At 34.8% G+C, this 15,967-nt stretch carries 14 protein-coding genes; 7 read left to right on the forward strand and 7 right to left on the reverse strand.

What is annotated here, in order from left to right; all coding sequences use genetic code 11:
* Nucleotides 1–143 precede the first annotated feature (143 nt).
* The gene (locus DCO46_RS14870) at nucleotides 144–3,569 is read left to right on the forward strand and encodes a T9SS-dependent choice-of-anchor J family protein (protein WP_116753304.1); all 3,426 of its coding nucleotides are present in this window, start codon (nucleotides 144–146) and stop codon (nucleotides 3,567–3,569) included.
* 61 nt (nucleotides 3,570–3,630) lie between these two features.
* Here DCO46_RS14870 and DCO46_RS14875 read toward each other — a convergent pair whose 3' ends face one another.
* The 4 genes from DCO46_RS14875 to DCO46_RS14890 all read right to left on the reverse strand — a co-directional run bounded on the left by DCO46_RS14875 (nucleotide 3,631) and on the right by DCO46_RS14890 (nucleotide 7,738).
* Nucleotides 3,631–4,158: a MepB family protein gene (locus DCO46_RS14875; protein ID WP_116753305.1), complete on the reverse strand. Its 528-nt coding sequence runs from the start codon at nucleotides 4,156–4,158 to the stop codon at nucleotides 3,631–3,633.
* Between the two features lie 54 nt (nucleotides 4,159–4,212).
* The gene (locus tag DCO46_RS14880) at nucleotides 4,213–6,162 is read right to left on the reverse strand and encodes a hypothetical protein (protein WP_116753306.1); all 1,950 of its coding nucleotides are present in this window, start codon (nucleotides 6,160–6,162) and stop codon (nucleotides 4,213–4,215) included.
* Nucleotides 6,159–6,674: an RNA polymerase sigma factor gene (locus tag DCO46_RS14885; protein ID WP_262509791.1), complete on the reverse strand. Its 516-nt coding sequence runs from the start codon at nucleotides 6,672–6,674 to the stop codon at nucleotides 6,159–6,161. The genes DCO46_RS14880 and DCO46_RS14885 overlap by 4 nt, the downstream gene beginning before the upstream one ends.
* Nucleotides 6,675–6,862: 188 nt before the next feature.
* Nucleotides 6,863–7,738 carry a protease complex subunit PrcB family protein gene (locus DCO46_RS14890; RefSeq protein WP_116753308.1) on the reverse strand — a complete coding sequence of 292 codons (876 nt, stop codon included), beginning with the start codon at nucleotides 7,736–7,738 and terminating at the stop codon, nucleotides 6,863–6,865.
* A gap of 185 nt (nucleotides 7,739–7,923) precedes the next feature.
* Between DCO46_RS14890 and rmuC the strand changes: the two genes are divergently transcribed.
* From rmuC to DCO46_RS14910, 4 genes are all read left to right on the forward strand, one after another.
* The gene (gene rmuC / locus DCO46_RS14895) at nucleotides 7,924–9,297 is read left to right on the forward strand and encodes a DNA recombination protein RmuC (RefSeq protein ID WP_116753309.1); all 1,374 of its coding nucleotides are present in this window, start codon (nucleotides 7,924–7,926) and stop codon (nucleotides 9,295–9,297) included.
* Nucleotides 9,298–9,323: 26 nt separating this feature from the next.
* On the forward strand, nucleotides 9,324–9,872 hold the full coding sequence (locus tag DCO46_RS14900) for an acyl-CoA thioesterase (protein WP_116753310.1): 549 nt from the start codon (nucleotides 9,324–9,326) through the stop codon (nucleotides 9,870–9,872).
* A 58-nt stretch (nucleotides 9,873–9,930) separates the two neighbouring features.
* Nucleotides 9,931–10,323 carry a VOC family protein gene (locus tag DCO46_RS14905; RefSeq protein ID WP_116753311.1) on the forward strand — a complete coding sequence of 131 codons (393 nt, stop codon included), beginning with the start codon at nucleotides 9,931–9,933 and terminating at the stop codon, nucleotides 10,321–10,323.
* Between the two features lie 239 nt (nucleotides 10,324–10,562).
* A complete protein-coding gene (locus tag DCO46_RS14910; protein WP_116753312.1) occupies nucleotides 10,563–11,102 on the forward strand; it encodes a YceI family protein in 540 nt (179 codons plus the stop codon).
* 5 nt (nucleotides 11,103–11,107) lie between these two features.
* Here the strand turns inward: DCO46_RS14910 and DCO46_RS14915 are convergent, their stop codons facing one another.
* Nucleotides 11,108–12,019, reverse strand: coding sequence for a TIGR01777 family oxidoreductase (locus DCO46_RS14915; protein ID WP_116753313.1), 912 nt, complete (start codon nucleotides 12,017–12,019; stop codon nucleotides 11,108–11,110).
* 97 nt (nucleotides 12,020–12,116) lie between these two features.
* On the opposite strand from DCO46_RS14915, the gene DCO46_RS14920 reads away from it, so the two are divergent.
* Both DCO46_RS14920 and DCO46_RS14925 read left to right on the forward strand, forming a co-directional pair.
* Nucleotides 12,117–12,776 carry a TetR family transcriptional regulator C-terminal domain-containing protein gene (locus tag DCO46_RS14920; RefSeq protein ID WP_116753314.1) on the forward strand — a complete coding sequence of 220 codons (660 nt, stop codon included), beginning with the start codon at nucleotides 12,117–12,119 and terminating at the stop codon, nucleotides 12,774–12,776.
* Nucleotides 12,776–14,080 carry an ABC1 kinase family protein gene (locus tag DCO46_RS14925; protein ID WP_116753315.1) on the forward strand — a complete coding sequence of 435 codons (1,305 nt, stop codon included), beginning with the start codon at nucleotides 12,776–12,778 and terminating at the stop codon, nucleotides 14,078–14,080. The genes DCO46_RS14920 and DCO46_RS14925 overlap by 1 nt, the downstream gene beginning before the upstream one ends.
* Before the next feature lie 90 nt (nucleotides 14,081–14,170).
* On the opposite strand, the gene DCO46_RS14930 is transcribed toward DCO46_RS14925, so the two are convergent.
* Entirely contained in the window at nucleotides 14,171–15,466 is a 1,296-nt protein-coding gene (locus tag DCO46_RS14930; protein ID WP_116753316.1) for a cryptochrome/photolyase family protein, read from the reverse strand.
* Between the two features lie 2 nt (nucleotides 15,467–15,468).
* Entirely contained in the window at nucleotides 15,469–15,963 is a 495-nt protein-coding gene (locus DCO46_RS14935; protein ID WP_116753317.1) for an SRPBCC family protein, read from the reverse strand.
* Nucleotides 15,964–15,967: the final 4 nt, after the last annotated feature.

The following is a 15,967-nucleotide window of genomic DNA, read 5'->3' on the forward strand; positions in this document are numbered from 1 at the left end:
GGTTTGTTTATTTTTATGTGAGAATTTTTTGTTTTTATAGGCCGTTGTAAATAAATAATGAAAGAATTAATTTATAATTTTATAACGTTGGCTTAATTTTAAAGGTCATAAATTTAGTTTCTAAAAACTCTATTTTCTAACTTATGAAAAACATTTACCCCTTACGCCATTTAATGGCTTTTTTAAGTTTTTTTTGTTTTTGTTCTGTAAAGGGTGTCGCACAGACAATGCCAGTAGCGCAAAGTTTGCCCTATGCACAAAATTTTGCCGGACTTGATTATACAGCCATAACATATCCTGCAGGATTTCAGGGATGGACAGCCTCTACAGCACCCGGATCTGCGTATAACACAAGCGCAACTATGGTTGCAGACAGGCCTTTGGTGGCGAGCAGTACAGCAGCAACTACAAGTGGTAACTTCCATAACTATAATGGCAAAATAGGTTTCCTTAATACAGGTTCACTGGATTTGACTATTGGTTTTGCTTTTTCAACGACAGGGCAAACGGCTATTCAGGTTCAGTACGATGCTATTACGATTCGAAATCCTTACGGACTGGTTTCGGGAAGCACAACATCGGAGCGTATCAATGAAATGGTTCTGCAATATCGTGTTGGTACTACAGCTGCCTTTACATCATTACCCGCAACTGCTTATGTAAACAATCAAATACAACAAATAGGAGCAGTTACAGATCCTCAAAATCCAATAACCATAAAAGTAACTTTGCCGGCAGAATGCAATAATCAGCCGGTGGTTCAGGTGAGGTGGATTTCTAAACAAAATTCCGGTGGTGGTTCACGTCCGTCTTTTGCAATTGATAATATTGATATCAGAAGTGATGTTCTGGCTCCTGTTAGTGAAGCGGGTTATCCGAAAGCGGATAATATTTTATCGGAAGGTTTTGATTTTTCAGATAAATTAAATGAGGCCGGAAAAACATATTATGTACTATTGGCTTCTGGAAGTGCAGCACCTACAGCAGCTCAGGTAAAAGCCGGTCTTGATGCAGACGGAGCCACAGCTATACAATCAGGATTTTTGGATATTACAGATCCTTCCCAGATATCTGTAAAAAGTTTTACCGGATTAGTGATCAATACTGCGTATTCCGTTTTTTCTGTTTCTGAAGATGTATACGGAAATATCCAGACCGTTATTAATAAAGTAGATGTAACAACTTCAAATGTTGCAATTCCTTCTTTGCTGACATCAAGTGCTTTACTTGATCTGGGATTTTCCGAAACAAATTTCGATTCTGAAGTTTTAAGTTATCAGATTCAGGGAGATAATCTTACCAGTGATGTTGTCGTTACTGCTTCGAGTAATTTCACAATTTCTAAAGACAATATTTCTTTTACATCTTCTTTGACTTTTCCGGTGTCTGATTTTGCTGCGAATGCAAAACCAACGGTTTATGTTAAGTTTACTCCAACTGCCCCTGCTATATTCTCAGGACAAATTACACACGAATCAACGGGTGCCACCAGCAAAATAGTTATTCTTAGCGGAACAGGAATCAATCCGTACCTGCAAGGTTTTGAAAATACAAATGTTTTAACAAACAGTGGCTGGACGCAATACAATGTTTCCGGAACTGCCAATAAATGGACGTACACAAGTGTTACCAGAAATGTAAACTCTGGAACCGGAGCCGTTCTGATGAATGGTTATTCTGATACCGGAGCAAGCAGGGATTGGCTGATATCGCCAAGATTGCGTTTAGATAATTTTAGCCAGTTTCCTTTATTGTCTTTTTACTCTCGTAAATTTTATGCAGGACCAGGTTTAAAATTAATGGTTTCTGTAAATTATGATGGCAAAAGCAATCCAGAAACCGCAACATGGACAGAGATAAACGGTAATTTTCCAACAACAACCGGAACGTATGTAAAATCACAATATATAGATCTAACAACCTATAAAACCGATCATACCTATTTAGCATGGGTTTATGAAACAACAGCAGGCGGAACAAATAATGCATCAGAATGGTCTATAGATGATATTGCCATTACGAATGAAATGGGTTATGTTGCTTCAAATCCGGTTCTGGATTTTGGAGATGTAAATCCTAATACGGAATCAGCGGGTCAGTCTTTTGATTTTAAAGCTGCGGGTTATGGCGATATAACCATTACAGCCCCGACAGATTACCAGGTTTCTTTAGATAATGTATCATTTCAATCCAGCGTTTTAGTCAGTGCCGCAGATGCCCTGGCAGGAAAAGTATTGTATGCAAGATTTACACCTTCTGTAAAAACATTAGTGATTACAGGTCCTTTAAGGGTAACCGGAACTTCATTAGACAAACAAATAGGAACATTAACCGGATCTTCATTGCCAAAAGCAGATACTTTTGATATTGTAAGTTATAATTTGGAATTTTTTGGAACAGATGTAAAAGGTACCGATGGAGTAGAATTTGGTCCGACAGATGATGCCCTTCAAATTGATAATGTTGCCAGGGTAATGAATAAACTAAATGCTGATGTATATGTGGTTCAGGAAGTTTCGGATGATCCTTCGATTGATGTTTTGATTCAGAAAATAAATATTAACGGAAAAACGTTTGACAAAACAACTTCAACATCCTGGTCTTATTCGTTTGATGAACCGGATCCAAATTTTCCGCCTCAGAAACTCGTGGTACTTTACAATACACAAACAACAACGGTAAAAAGCACCCGTGTGATGTTTAAGAAATTGTATGATGATGTTCGTGCCGGGACAGTAACATTACCAAATTATCCGGGAGGAAACGGAGCAAGTTTTTTCTCTTCAGGACGTTTGCCTTATTTGGTTAAAATTGAAACTAATATTGGCGGGGTCAAAAAGGAAATTAACCTGATTGATCTTCATGCACGTGCCAATAGCGGAAGCGATATTTCAAGATACAACATGCGTAAATATGATGCCGAGTTATTGAAAGATAGTCTGGATGTTCATTATCCAAATTCAAATTTTATGATTTTGGGAGATTTTAATGACGATGTTAAAGCTTCGGTTATTCCCGGGCAGCCTTCTTCTTACCAAAAAATCGTAGAAGATACAGATCGTTATAATCCAATTACTTTAGGAATTAGCCAGGCGGGCGCTTACAGCTTTTTAAGCTCAGGCGGATTCTTAGACCATATTGTTATTTCAAATGAACTTACAGATCAGTATATTCCAAATTCTATTGCGGTGTATGATCCAAGGGCAGATATTCCATCTTATACAACCACAACGTCGGATCACGGCCCCGTAATTGCCCGTTTTGAATTAAAACCGGATAATTTGTCGACAACTGATTTTGAAACCCAAAACGGATATTTTGTACAGGCGTATCCAAATCCTGCGTTGGATGTTGTAAATGTAGTGGTGAAAACAAATCAAGACAAAAAACTGAAATTAAAACTTTATGATATGTCAGGGCGTTTAGTGATTAGTCCGGTTGATATAAAAGACACACAGGAAAAAAGCGATTCGGTAATTCAGATAAGCAACCTTAAGACGGGAGTTTATATTTATACCTTAACAGAAAACAATAAAGTGATTTACAGCAGTAAAATCATTAAAAAATAAAGACTCTTCTAAATAAAAACAGGCAGCTTAACCGGCTGCCTGTTTTGTTTATATAAGGTTTTTAAAATGCTTCAAGTAAATTTTCAAACCGATTTAAATCCACAGACTGATTCATTTCAAAAAAATAGTCCAATTGCCATTTTTGTGTTTTCTGAGCTTGCTTACTTGTGGTCTCGTCCCACGGCGGATAAACTCTTGTCGCTCTTATTCCTTCTTTTTTTGGAGTAGAAAAAATCCCTTTTTCCAGTAAAACCGATTGCGGAAAAATAAATTGTCCGAAAACATCATTTTTCCGAACACTTACTATTACAAAATCAATTTTATCCGAGGCATCAAAAGGCTCAATAGTTTTGGAGGAATTGCGTTTCCATAAAGTGACAAACTGACCTGTTTTGGTGGGGGTTATTTTGGCTTCGCGAAAACAAATATGTTTATTGTTCAGCTGAAAACGATAAGCGCTATATTCTGCACTTTCCAGTTCAGGTTGAGGTACTGTAAAATCAAAATTCAGTACATCATAAACCATTTCTTTGGCTGTGATTAAATCTTTTGGAAAAGAATTACTATTCCACTCATTTTTAATGCTCATTTTAATAAAGTTGCTTCTGTTGTTTTTTTTTAGAAAATTACAACAAATAAAATATTAAAACGAAACATTTAATCCAAAATTCAATCCCCACTGAAGCTGATTAAAAGACTGGTTATTTAGCGGATTTATATAATAATTCATGGCAGGCTCAACAAAAACATTTGTCTTTTTGTAAATACGATATTGTACCGTGCTGCTCAGGACAGACCCGTAAACAAAGTCGTTTGCATCAAGATTTTTCCCTATGGTTGTACCGTCCAAAGCTACATTGTTCGAAATCAGTTTACCAACAAAACCTCCGGTATTCAAACTGATATTGGTTCTGTTTTTGTTAAAAACCGCATAAGAAACTTCCAGTGGCATTTCGATATATCGTAAACTTTGATCCAGATTTCCTGTTTGGACATTTTCACTTGCCAAAGCATCTTTTGTACTATTGGAGACAAATACATAACTTCTGTTACTGGCGATTTGAGGCGTTGCTACATTCTTAACAAAATACTCTGACGGACTAAAAAAAGCACTGTTTTTTTCACTCACATCCATATATGAAACATTGGCAATACTTTGTCCTAATTCATTAATCTTTAGTCCCGAACCAACAGCCCATTTTTTGTTGATTTTGTATTTTGTTTTTACACCGTAGGTACTCGTCTGTTTAGAGTCATTTACATGGCCCAACGTTTTGTCATTTTTATAATTTTCAGAATTGGCAACTCCGGCAAAAACCTGAACCGCCCATTTCTCACTTTCAGACTTTGGTTTGGTTTCTTTTTCTTTGTTATCTTCCGGATTGGTAATTCCTTTCTCCAAATTTTGAAGTTCCGCCAGTTGTACAGAATCCTGTTTGCTCAGCGCATCAATAAATTTCGAATTGTTTTGCTGATTATCAGCAATGGCTTTTTCAGAAATCACAGGTTCATTTTTGTACTCTCTATTGTCCTTCTTTGCTTTATTATTCAATTCAGTGCTTACAATCTGATCAGGAGAGTTATAGGGTAGATTAGTATTGTTCTTATTGCTTTTCAAATTTGGTTTTGTTTCAAAAAGAGAATGAGCTACCTGATTTTTTGAAGTTGGATTAAATGGATTTTGTTTTCCTGAACTAAATGTTTTTTCAGCCAGAATTTTATTTGCATTTTTTTTCTCAGCGTCTGCTATTTGATTTTTTGATACTGAATTAAATGCATTTTGATTTCCTGAAATTGTTGTTTTTCCGGCTATTCCCTGATTTGCATTTCTTTCAGCATTGAGTATTTGGTTTTTTGAAGACGAATTAAATGTATTTTTATTTCCTGAAATCACAGTTTTTTCGGCCAATGCCTGATTTGTATTTCTTTCGGAATTGAGTGTTTGATTTTTTGATACTGAATTAAATGCATTTTGATTTCCTGAAATTACAGTTTTTTCGGCTACAGCCTGATTTGTATTTCTTTCAGAATTTAGTGTTTGATTTTTAGATGGCGTATTATATGCATTTTGTTTTGCTGAAACGGATGACTTTTCAGCAATAACTTCATTTGTGCTTTTCTTTTCAATACTTAATTTTTTAGACGAAACTTTCGTATTGGTTATATTTGGGGAATCAGCGTCAGCAACTGCTGTTTCCTGTGTTGCATTGTTTTTTTGAGGATCATTAGTAGTGTTGTTGTTTTCTAAAGATCTATTTTGACTGTTGTCTGATTTTTGATTAATGATTGTATTCTCATCAGGAATTGTTCTGTTTTGGTTGATATCTGCCTTATTTTCATCCAGAACAACACTGTTGTTTTCTATAGAGCTATTATTACCTGTTTTGATTTCAGATAGGGAATTAAAATAAAGTACTGAAGGCAGCATAAGGCCTAATAGTAAGCATGCAGCAGCCGACCACCAAAGAATTGCTCTCTTTTTCTTTTTGGGTTTGTTTAATTTTTCTTCAATCTGACCCCATAATTCGGGTGGCGGAACACTTGAAAAGTTTTCCATTGATGAAAAAAGATTTTCTATATTTTGCTTTTTCATGCCGTTTTAAAATTTTTTATGCTCAAAATTCTTTTTTGCAAAATTCGCTTTGCCCTGTTTAAATTTGATTTTGATGTTCCTTCAGAGATTTTTAGTAATTCGGCTATTTCTTTGTGTTTCATTTTTTCAAAAACATACAAGTTAAAAACAGTCCGGTACTGATCGGGCAGGTCCCGTATAAATTCTAATAATTTTTCCTGCTGAATCGGAGCGATATCTAATTCCTCTTCTTCTACAAAATCGGTGTCAGGATCAAAGACATCCAAAAAGAAATTTTCCTTTTTCTTTTTATTCAGGGTTTCAATAAGTTTATTAATGAAGATGCGCTTCAGCCAGCCTTCAAAACTTCCTTCAAATTTGTATTGATTTATTTTCTGAAAAACAATCACAAATGCCTCCTGAAATACATCTTTGGCATCGTCTTCGTTTTTCATATATTTCAAACAGATACCATACAAAACGGGAGAGAACAACTCATATATTTTGAGTTGTCCCTCTCTTTCATTTTGCATGCATTGCTTAATATATTTTTCTAAATCGGCTTTCAAAAAAATGGTTAGATTTGTTTTGGCAAAATTAGTTTTTTTAACTCATAAAACTATTTTTTATGAATAGTTTAGAACTAACTCTTTACTGTTTAAAATTTGATTATCAATATCTTCCGTTTCATGAAGTAAATCATGAAGGAATATTTTCTTTATTATTTTAAAGCAGTAATTTTATCCTGAATTGCTTTTTTGAATGCTTTTATGGCTGCTGTCTGATCTGCAGTGTCTGCATTATCAATATAGATTTTAGTTACAGTTGCACCCTGATGCAATTCAAAATAAACACCACCCTGCTCAGATGTAGTCGGATTACCGTATGTTTTGATCTGACCTTTCAAGGCAGTAATTTCAGCAGTGATATTTTTTGAAAATAAGGTATATTCACCGTTTTTGGTTGTTGCCGTATATTTGTACTGGCTAAAATCGTAACTTCCTGCTACAACATTTTGAAATTTCAAAATATTATAATCATTCAGCTGGAAGAATTTCTGACAATCACCTCCTGCACACTGACTTGCAAAACTTCCGATAACGATGTTATCCGGACTTGCCTGAACTCTGTTAAAAAACAATCTTTTAGATGTTTTAGGAATCAGAATATGATCTGAAGGGTAGGTAGGATTCGATGTTATAGCTTCACCTGCCTGTGGCGCTTTTTCAAAAAAGTTGATCACCATTTCGCAGTTGTTCTCTACTATTGAACTTATTTTTATCGCATATCCGCTGGTAGGTTTTGCTCCTGCAAAAATGCTTATAAAGTTATACTTAGTAAAATCGATTGTTGGGTCACTCGGATTTGGACATGTATTAGGATGTTTTGTAAAATAAGTAAGCAATTCCTGTTCTGATCTTACTTCTATTGCAATAGGATTATTTTGTTGTGTTTTTACGCTGTAATTACATAAAAGTGGAAATCCCGTAAAAGCTACATCTGCATTAGATCCGCAATCAACATTAAGATCATCATTGCCCAGGGAGCAAGCGCTAATTCCAAAAGCTACAAATAAGCCTAGTATTAATTTTTTCATGGTGTGTTTTTTATTATAGGTTATATTTACAAGATGTCGTTCTTTTTGAATGGTTGCGTAAAACGATATTGATATTAAAAAAATGTTTCAGAATCTTTAGTTAATTTGGAAATTAGTGAAATTTCGATTTTAAAATTTTGAACTACGTATTATTGCGTACTTTTACTTAAAAATAATCCTAAGTTATGTTTGATTTTCTACCATTTTTATTGGTTTTTATAGTGGCTTTATTCCTGGGGATATACTTAGGAAAGCTTTTGTTTTCTGCGAAATCGCAAGCTGAAAAAGTAAGTCTTACCGAAAGACTGACGGCGATGGTAAATCAATTGGAATTGCAGAAAGAGCAGTTTGAAAAGGAAAAGAATGTTTTTGAAAAACAATTTTATTTAAATAATACGGAGAAAGAAAACATCCGTACAGAAAAGGACAGTCTGGCTATTCAGCTTTCTAAAAAAGAAGTTGATTTTGAAAATTTATGGGAAAGGCATAAAGAGCAAAAAAACGAAATAACCGAATTACAGGAAAAATTTACCAAAGAGTTTGAAAACTTAGCCAATAAAATCCTCGAAGAAAAATCAGCCAAATTTACAGAACAAAATAGTGAAAACATGAAAAATATCCTTTTGCCTTTGCAGGATAAAATTCATGGTTTTGAACAAAAAGTAGAGCAAACCCACAAAGAAAGCATTGATTATCATGCTGCTTTGCGCCAGCAGATTATTGGTTTAAGCGAAATGAACGCTCAAATGAGCAAAGAAACCTTAAACTTAACCAAAGCATTAAAAGGCGACAGTAAAATGCAGGGAAACTGGGGCGAACTGGTTCTGGAACGTGTCTTGGAAAAATCCGGTCTCGAAAAAGGACGCGAATATGAAGTTCAGCAAAGTTTTACAAACACAGAAGGAGCAAGGGTTTTTCCTGACGTAGTCATCAATTTGCCGGACGGAAAGAAAATGATTGTCGATTCTAAAGTATCTTTGGTAGCCTACGAAAAATGGGTCAACGAAGAATCGGAGATTTTAAAAATCGATTTGTTAAAAGAACACGTCAACTCTATAAAAAGACATGTTGAACAGCTCGGAAATAAAAATTATCATGACTTATATCAAATAGAAAGTCCTGATTTTGTATTGCTTTTTATTCCGATAGAGCCTGCTTTTGCCATTGCTTTAAACGAAGATTCTACTTTATACAACAGAGCTTTCGACAGAAACATTGTAATTGTAACACCAAGTACTTTATTGGCAACCCTGCGCACCATTGACAGCATGTGGGCGAACCAGAAACAACAGGAAAATGCTTTTGAAATTGCCAGACAGGCGGGTGCCTTGTATGATAAATTTGAAGGTTTTGTAACTGACCTGGTAAGGATCGGGAATAAAATCAAAGACACCAAAACCGAATACGAAAATGCTATGAGCAAATTGGTTGATGGCCGCGGAAATTTAATTTCGAGTGTTGAGAAATTAAAAAAAATGGGTGCAAAAGCCAAAAAAGCACTTCCCGAAAATATACTTGCCAGAGCTTCCAATACTGAAGAAAATCAATTATTAGATTAAAATAAATAACCCCAAAAAACAAAAACATGAGTGCCGATTTTAAACCTGTTTCTTCGTCCAAAGTAAGTATTTCCGAATTAATGCTGCCTTCACACACTAATTTTAGCGGAAAAATCCACGGAGGCTATATTTTGCTTTTGCTCGATCAGATCGCTTTTGCCTGTGCTTCAAAATTTTCAGGAAATTATTGTGTTACCGCATCTGTTGATACAGTGAATTTCTTAAAACCGATTGAAGTCGGGGAATTGGTAACCATGAAAGCTTCTGTTAACTATGTGGGAAGAAGTTCTATGATTGTCGGCATTCGCGTTGAAGCTGAAAATATTCAGACCGGAGCAGTCAAACATTGTAATTCGTCTTATTTTACAATGGTGGCCAAAGACAAGGAAGGCAAAAGTGTACAGGTTCCCGGACTTATTTTGTCTAACCTGGATGAAGTACGCCGCTTTAGAAAATGTATCAAACAAATTGAAGCCAAAAAAGAAATCGAAGAACATGCTAAAATTACCAATGTAAATTCTATTGAAGATTTGGCAAGTCTGGATAAATACAATGTATTGTTAGAAATTGGATAATCCTTTTTGAAAGATTATCTTTAGTTTGAAATGAATGATAATTTAAAATTTTAAAAAGATGATAAAGTTCGGATATACAATATTATATGTAGAGAATGTTGAAGAGTCTGTTTTGTTTTATGAAAATGCATTCGGATTCTCAAGAAAATTGATCACACCTGAAAATGATTATGGTGAATTAATCACCGGAGAAACGACACTTTCTTTTGCATCAAAGACACTCGCAGCTCAAAACTTAAAAGATGGTTTTATCGAAAGTAGTTTAGAAGAGAAACCTTTTGCAACAGAAATCGGTTTTATAACCGACGACGTTCCCGAAACAGTACAAAAAGCAACTTCTTTTGGTGCTGTTTTAGTAAAAGAACCCACTCAGAAACCCTGGGGACAAGTTGTTGCCTATGTTCGGGATCTCGATGGTTTCTTAATTGAAATCTGTACCGAAATGCAATAATTTAACCACCCGGTTTACAACTAAAATTTACCGCTTAAAACGTGAAAACTTTTCACAAATATTTAGCAGTAAATCAGAACTCAGATGGCAATAATTTCGTAACTTTAAGTAGTAAGCACTGGCTTATAAAAACTTTCACGGAGTATTGCCATTTGATTTTTTTCATACTTGCTTAAGTTCAGTTTTTTCTCCTCTTAAAAAAAGAATCGAATGACATAATTGTTTAATTACTGACGATTATGAAAAGAACTACTTTATTTATTTTACTCTTTACCGCATTTTCTCTATTGGCTCAGGATAAATTTAAAACCAATTCGGCAATTATAAATTTTGAAGCCTCTGTTCCCTTTTTTGAAGAAGTAAAAGCGGTAAATAAACTAGGCACTATTATTCTGGAACCTGAGACAAGTATATTAATCTGTACTGTCATAATCAAAGATTTTCGTTTTAAAATGGATCTGATGCAGGAACATTTTAATGATAATTATATTGAGAGCAAACGCTACCCAAAAGCAGTTTTTAAAGGAAAAATCGAAAAATTTGATCTGAAAGACATTAGTGAAACTGAAAAAGAATATGATGTAAAAGGCAAACTATACCTTCACGGAAAAAATAAAATCATTTCTGTAAAAGCGCTGATTAAAAAAGTTCCCGAAGGAATACAGATTGTCTCTAATTTTCCGCTTTCGGTTGCTGATTTTAATATCGAAATCCCGTATGTTGTAGCCAATAAAATTTCAAAAACAGTCCAGACAGATTTAAGCGGGATTATGAAATAATGTTTTTATTTTATACAGTCAGAAAGTGCTGTTTCAATATCAGTAAATTGAAACTCAAAACCTTCTTTTGTTATTTTTTCAGAAGAAACCCTTTGCCCTTTCAGGACAGCAACACTCATTTCGCCTAAAACAACTTTAAGGATGAATTTAGGAACTTTTGGAAGCCAGATCGAATATCCGTATAAATTGGCCAGTATTCTGGAAAAGGTCAGATTGGTGGTATTGTCTGTAACTACTGCATTATAAGGCCCATGCATATGCGTATCTGTTATTGCTTTTAAATAGATTTTGGTCAGGTCATTAATATGTATCCACGGTAAATATTGTTTTCCTGAACCAAGGATTGAACCAAAACCGGCTTTAAAACTCGGAGCTACTTTTTTCAGGAAACCTTCGTCTTTTCCTAAAACAATTCCGGTTCTGATTTTTACAGTCCTGATTCCCAGAGAACCAATTTTGTCAACAGTATCTTCCCATATTTGGCAGGTGATTCCTAAAAAGTCATTGGCAGGAAGCGTATATTCGGTACAGATTTTTTGACTCGTAACAGCGCCATAAATCCCGATTGCTGAAGCGGAAACAAATCCTTTTACTGTTTTGTTGTTTTTTTGCAGAATAGCATAAATAAGCTCAATTGGTTTTGTACGGCTTTCTAAAATGGCTTTTTTTCGATTATTGGTCCATCGCTTTTCTACTATTCCTTCACCGGCAAGGTGAATAATATAATCAGCGTTTAGAATGGCATTTTCATCAATATAATTCTGTTTTAAATTCCATTTATAATAGGTGACAAAATCGGTGTTTTTTCTTTCGCTGCGGCTCAAAACAGATACAGAAAAACCGTTGGCAATTAGTAATTCTGTTAAGTATTTGCCAATAAATCCTGTGCCGCCAGTAATAAGTACATTTTCAGACATTTGCTTTATAATTTATTTAACACCGCGTTATGTTTAACCATTAATAAAGATACTTAAACATTCCTTACCTTTAAGGCAAATTTTAAATTTTAATAAGATGGCAGCAAAAAAGAAGGTAATTACCAAAGATGATATCGTTTCAATATACATGGATGAAGTTCTGGAAACGGGAAAAAAACCATCCTCTGTTTTTCATTTTGTGAAAGGAAAAGATTTTACAGAAGCTGAATTTTATACCTTTTTCGGAACGCTTGAAGGCTTGGAAAAAGAAATTTTCAGATTGTTTTTTGCAAACACAGTCGATTTACTGCACAAAAACACAGAGTATTCCGAATATACGATGAAGAATAAAATGCTGAGTTTTTACTTTACTTTTTTTGAAGTTTTGACGGCCAACAGAAGTTATGTTTTGCAAAGCCTGAAATCAGATCCAAATCCGCTTCGAAATTTGACGCAATTAAGTTTACTGCGTGAAAGTTTTAAAGAATATGTCTCTGAAATCCTGACAGATGATTACAGGCTGGAACAGGAAAAATTACAGAAGTTTCAGGAAAAAACAATTCAGGAATCAGCCTGGCTGCAATTGATGATGACCATAAAATTCTGGGCAGACGATTCGTCTCCGGCTTTTGAAAAAACAGATATTTTTATTGAAAAATCAGTTAATGCCTCATTTGAATTAATGAACGTAGCGCCACTGAACCATCTTATAGATTTAGGGAAATTTCTCTTTAAAGAAAAAATTTACAGCAAATAATGAAAACAATCGATTATATACCCACATCAAAAATAGAAAGAGCCGGAAAACTCGTTCAGACCGGAGCAAAAATAGGTGTAAATTATGTGAAGCATTATGCCGAAAAAATAGTTAATCCGGATTTGACACGTGATAAACTGAATGAAAACAATGCCGAAGATATATACGACGGACTAAAAAGCCTGAAAGGAAGTGCGCTCAAAGTAGCACAGATGCTAAGTATGGACAAGAATTTTCTGCCTCAGGCCTATGTAGAAAAATTTTCTCTGTCTCAGTTTTCTGTACCACCGCTTTCTGCGCCTCTGGTCTTAAAAACCTTTAAAACCAATTTCGGAAAAACTCCTTATGAAATCTTTGATGAATTCAATGCCAATTCTGTAAATGCAGCAAGTATTGGTCAGGTGCATCTGGCAGTAAAAGACGGTAAAAAGCTGGCTGTAAAAATTCAGTATCCTGGAGTTGCCAATAGCATTTCGTCAGATCTGGCTTTGGTAAAACCTATTGCGATAAGAATGTTTAACCTGCAGGGAAAAGATTCTGATAAATATTTTAAAGAAGTTGAGGACAAACTTATAGAAGAAACTAACTATTTATTAGAGTTAGAGCAAAGCAGGGAAGTGGTAGAAGCCTGCAGTAAAATCGAAAATATACTTTTTCCGAACTATTATCCTGAATTCTCTTCTGAGAAAATCATCACAATGGATTGGATGACGGGAATTCACCTTTCTGAGTTTACGGCAATCAATAAAGATCAGGAAGTGGGCGACAAAATAGGTCAGGCACTTTGGGACTTTTATATGTACCAGATTCATGTTTTAAGAAAAGTACATGCCGATCCGCATCCCGGGAATTTTCTGGTAAATGAGAACAATCAGCTGATTGCACTTGATTTTGGATGTATGAAACAAATTCCGGAAGATTTTTATGTTCCTTATTTTGATTTAATCAACAAAAATGTAATTACAGATCCGAAGCTTTTTAATGAAAAATTATTTGAACTGGAAATTCTCCGTCCGGATGATTCACCTTCCGAAATAGAATATTTTACAGAAATGTTTCATGATCTGTTGTCGCTGTTTACAAAACCCTTCAAAGAAGAAACTTTTGATTTTGCAGATGTAACTTTTTTTGACAGCATCGCAAAATTAGGAGAGCGTTTCTCAAATGATACCAACCTTAGAAAAATGAACGGAAATCGTGGTTCTAAGCACTTTATTTACATGAATCGTACTTTCTTCGGTCTGTATAACTTAATGTTTGATCTGAAAGCTAAAATTGTCGTTAGTAATTATTTGAAATATTAATGTCAAATTCCAGGTTTTTAAATTCCAAATTCCAAGTCTTAGCCAATTGAACTTATCCAAATTGGAATTTGGAATTTAAAAACCTGGAATTTATTTCAAAATTCCCGCTTTATAAGTGGCAATAGCGCGATCTCTGGCGAAGGCATGATCTACCATTGGTTCATTATACCCCAAATCAAATTCAGGAATCCATTTGCGGATATAAACTCCTTTTTCGTCAAATTTCTTTTGTTGGATTTCCGGATTGAAAACCCTGAAATAAGGCGCAGCATCACAACCCGTTCCTGCTGCCCATTGCCAGTTGCCCACGTTGGAGGCCAATTCAAAATCTAATAGTTTTTCGGCAAAATAAGCTTCACCCCACTGCCAGTTTATAAGCAGGTGTTTGCAAAGGAAACTCGCAACAACCATACGTACACGATTGTGCATATATCCCGTTTCATTTAGCTGACGCATTCCCGCATCTACCATCGGATATCCTGTAGTTCCCAAACGCCAGCGCTCAAAATCCTCTTCGTTATTGCGCCATTGAATTCCGTCATAATTGGATTTGAAATTATGATTTACGACTTTCGGAAAATTAAACAGAATCTGGATAAAAAATTCCCTCCAGATTAATTCGCTTAAGAATGTCTGATTTTTTCTGTCGGCCCAATTGACCAGTTTTCTAATACTTACGGTTCCAAATCGCAAATGCGGCGAAAGGTAAGAAGTGCCATCTATAGCCGGAAAATCCCGGATTTCTTTATAATTTGAAATTTGAGATAAATTGTGCGGAATCACTTTTATGGAACTTCGGTCAAAACCAATTTCAGACAATTCCGGAAATTCAAAATGATTTTTATTAAAATTGATTAATAAAGGTTTGGTGTCGTATTCAGCAGCTTGCCCGGAAAGATGATATTTTTCGAGCCATTTATTTTTATACGGAGTATAGACCGTGTAAGGAAGTCCATCAGATTTTACGATTTCTTTTTCTTCAAAAATAACATGATCCTTAAAAGAAGAAACTTCAATATCATTTTCCTGCAATAAAGAAGAAACAGCCAGATCACGTTTTATGGCAAATGGCTCGTAATCTTTATTGAAGAAAACGCCTTGTATATCAAATTCAGTTAAAAGAGATTTCCAGACTTCGGGAGTTTTTCCTTTTTTTATTAAGAGGGAGGAATTAATTTCTAAAAGCTGTTTGTTTATTTCCTGTAAGCTATCGTGTATGAAACTGACACGGGCATCATTTTTAGGAAGGTTTTCTAAAATATCTTCATCAAAAATAAATAGAGGAATTACAGGAAAATCAGATTGCAGGGCATTAAATAATCCAAAATTGTCGTCCAGACGCAAATCTCGACGGAACCAAAAGAAAGTAACTTTTTGTTTTGTCATTATTAAGAATCTTTTCTGAGACTTTTTGCCGTTATCGTTTGTGAATTAAATAATTCTTCGATTTTGTTATGGCGATAATCAAAGATTTTTTTGAGTTTGTTCTCTACAATTAATTTGTTCATCAAGCGCCCTAAATAACCAAAAGGCAGGGCATAATGAACAACATCAGTCATTTTTACGCCGGTTTCCGTTGGTTCAAAAAAGTGTTTATGATGCCAGAATTTATAAGGACCAAAACGCTGAACGTCTATAAAATAATGGTTTTCTTTTATAAAAGTTATTTCGGTAACCCATGACATTTTTATTCCAAGAAGTGGTTTTAATGTATAAGTGATAATCTGACCGGGATACATGCGCTTTTCATCAAAATCCTGAATTATGAAACTCATGTTGTCTAAAGTAATAGTCTGAAGGTTTTTTGGACTGGAAAAAAAGTCCCAGCATTCTTCTATACTTGCGTTGACATGCTGAACCGTTTCTATTTTGTATAATTTCATAGCC

The organism is Flavobacterium sp. HTF (genome assembly GCF_003105115.1).
Taxonomy (GTDB): Bacteria; Bacteroidota; Bacteroidia; order Flavobacteriales; family Flavobacteriaceae; genus Flavobacterium.

Coding starts and splice junctions, on each gene's coding strand:
- DCO46_RS14870 (WP_116753304.1), top strand. CDS start 144: ATGAAAAACATTTACCCCTTACGCCATTTAATGGCTTTTTTAAGTTTT.
- DCO46_RS14875 (WP_116753305.1), bottom strand. CDS start 4,158: ATGAGCATTAAAAATGAGTGGAATAGTAATTCTTTTCCAAAAGATTTA.
- DCO46_RS14880 (WP_116753306.1), bottom strand. CDS start 6,162: ATGAAAAAGCAAAATATAGAAAATCTTTTTTCATCAATGGAAAACTTT.
- DCO46_RS14885 (WP_262509791.1), bottom strand. CDS start 6,674: ATGCAAAATGAAAGAGAGGGACAACTCAAAATATATGAGTTGTTCTCT.
- DCO46_RS14890 (WP_116753308.1), bottom strand. CDS start 7,738: ATGAAAAAATTAATACTAGGCTTATTTGTAGCTTTTGGAATTAGCGCT.
- rmuC (WP_116753309.1), top strand. CDS start 7,924: ATGTTTGATTTTCTACCATTTTTATTGGTTTTTATAGTGGCTTTATTC.
- DCO46_RS14900 (WP_116753310.1), top strand. CDS start 9,324: ATGAGTGCCGATTTTAAACCTGTTTCTTCGTCCAAAGTAAGTATTTCC.
- DCO46_RS14905 (WP_116753311.1), top strand. CDS start 9,931: ATGATAAAGTTCGGATATACAATATTATATGTAGAGAATGTTGAAGAG.
- DCO46_RS14910 (WP_116753312.1), top strand. CDS start 10,563: ATGAAAAGAACTACTTTATTTATTTTACTCTTTACCGCATTTTCTCTA.
- DCO46_RS14915 (WP_116753313.1), bottom strand. CDS start 12,019: ATGTCTGAAAATGTACTTATTACTGGCGGCACAGGATTTATTGGCAAA.
- DCO46_RS14920 (WP_116753314.1), top strand. CDS start 12,117: ATGGCAGCAAAAAAGAAGGTAATTACCAAAGATGATATCGTTTCAATA.
- DCO46_RS14925 (WP_116753315.1), top strand. CDS start 12,776: ATGAAAACAATCGATTATATACCCACATCAAAAATAGAAAGAGCCGGA.
- DCO46_RS14930 (WP_116753316.1), bottom strand. CDS start 15,466: ATGACAAAACAAAAAGTTACTTTCTTTTGGTTCCGTCGAGATTTGCGT.
- DCO46_RS14935 (WP_116753317.1), bottom strand. CDS start 15,963: ATGAAATTATACAAAATAGAAACGGTTCAGCATGTCAACGCAAGTATA.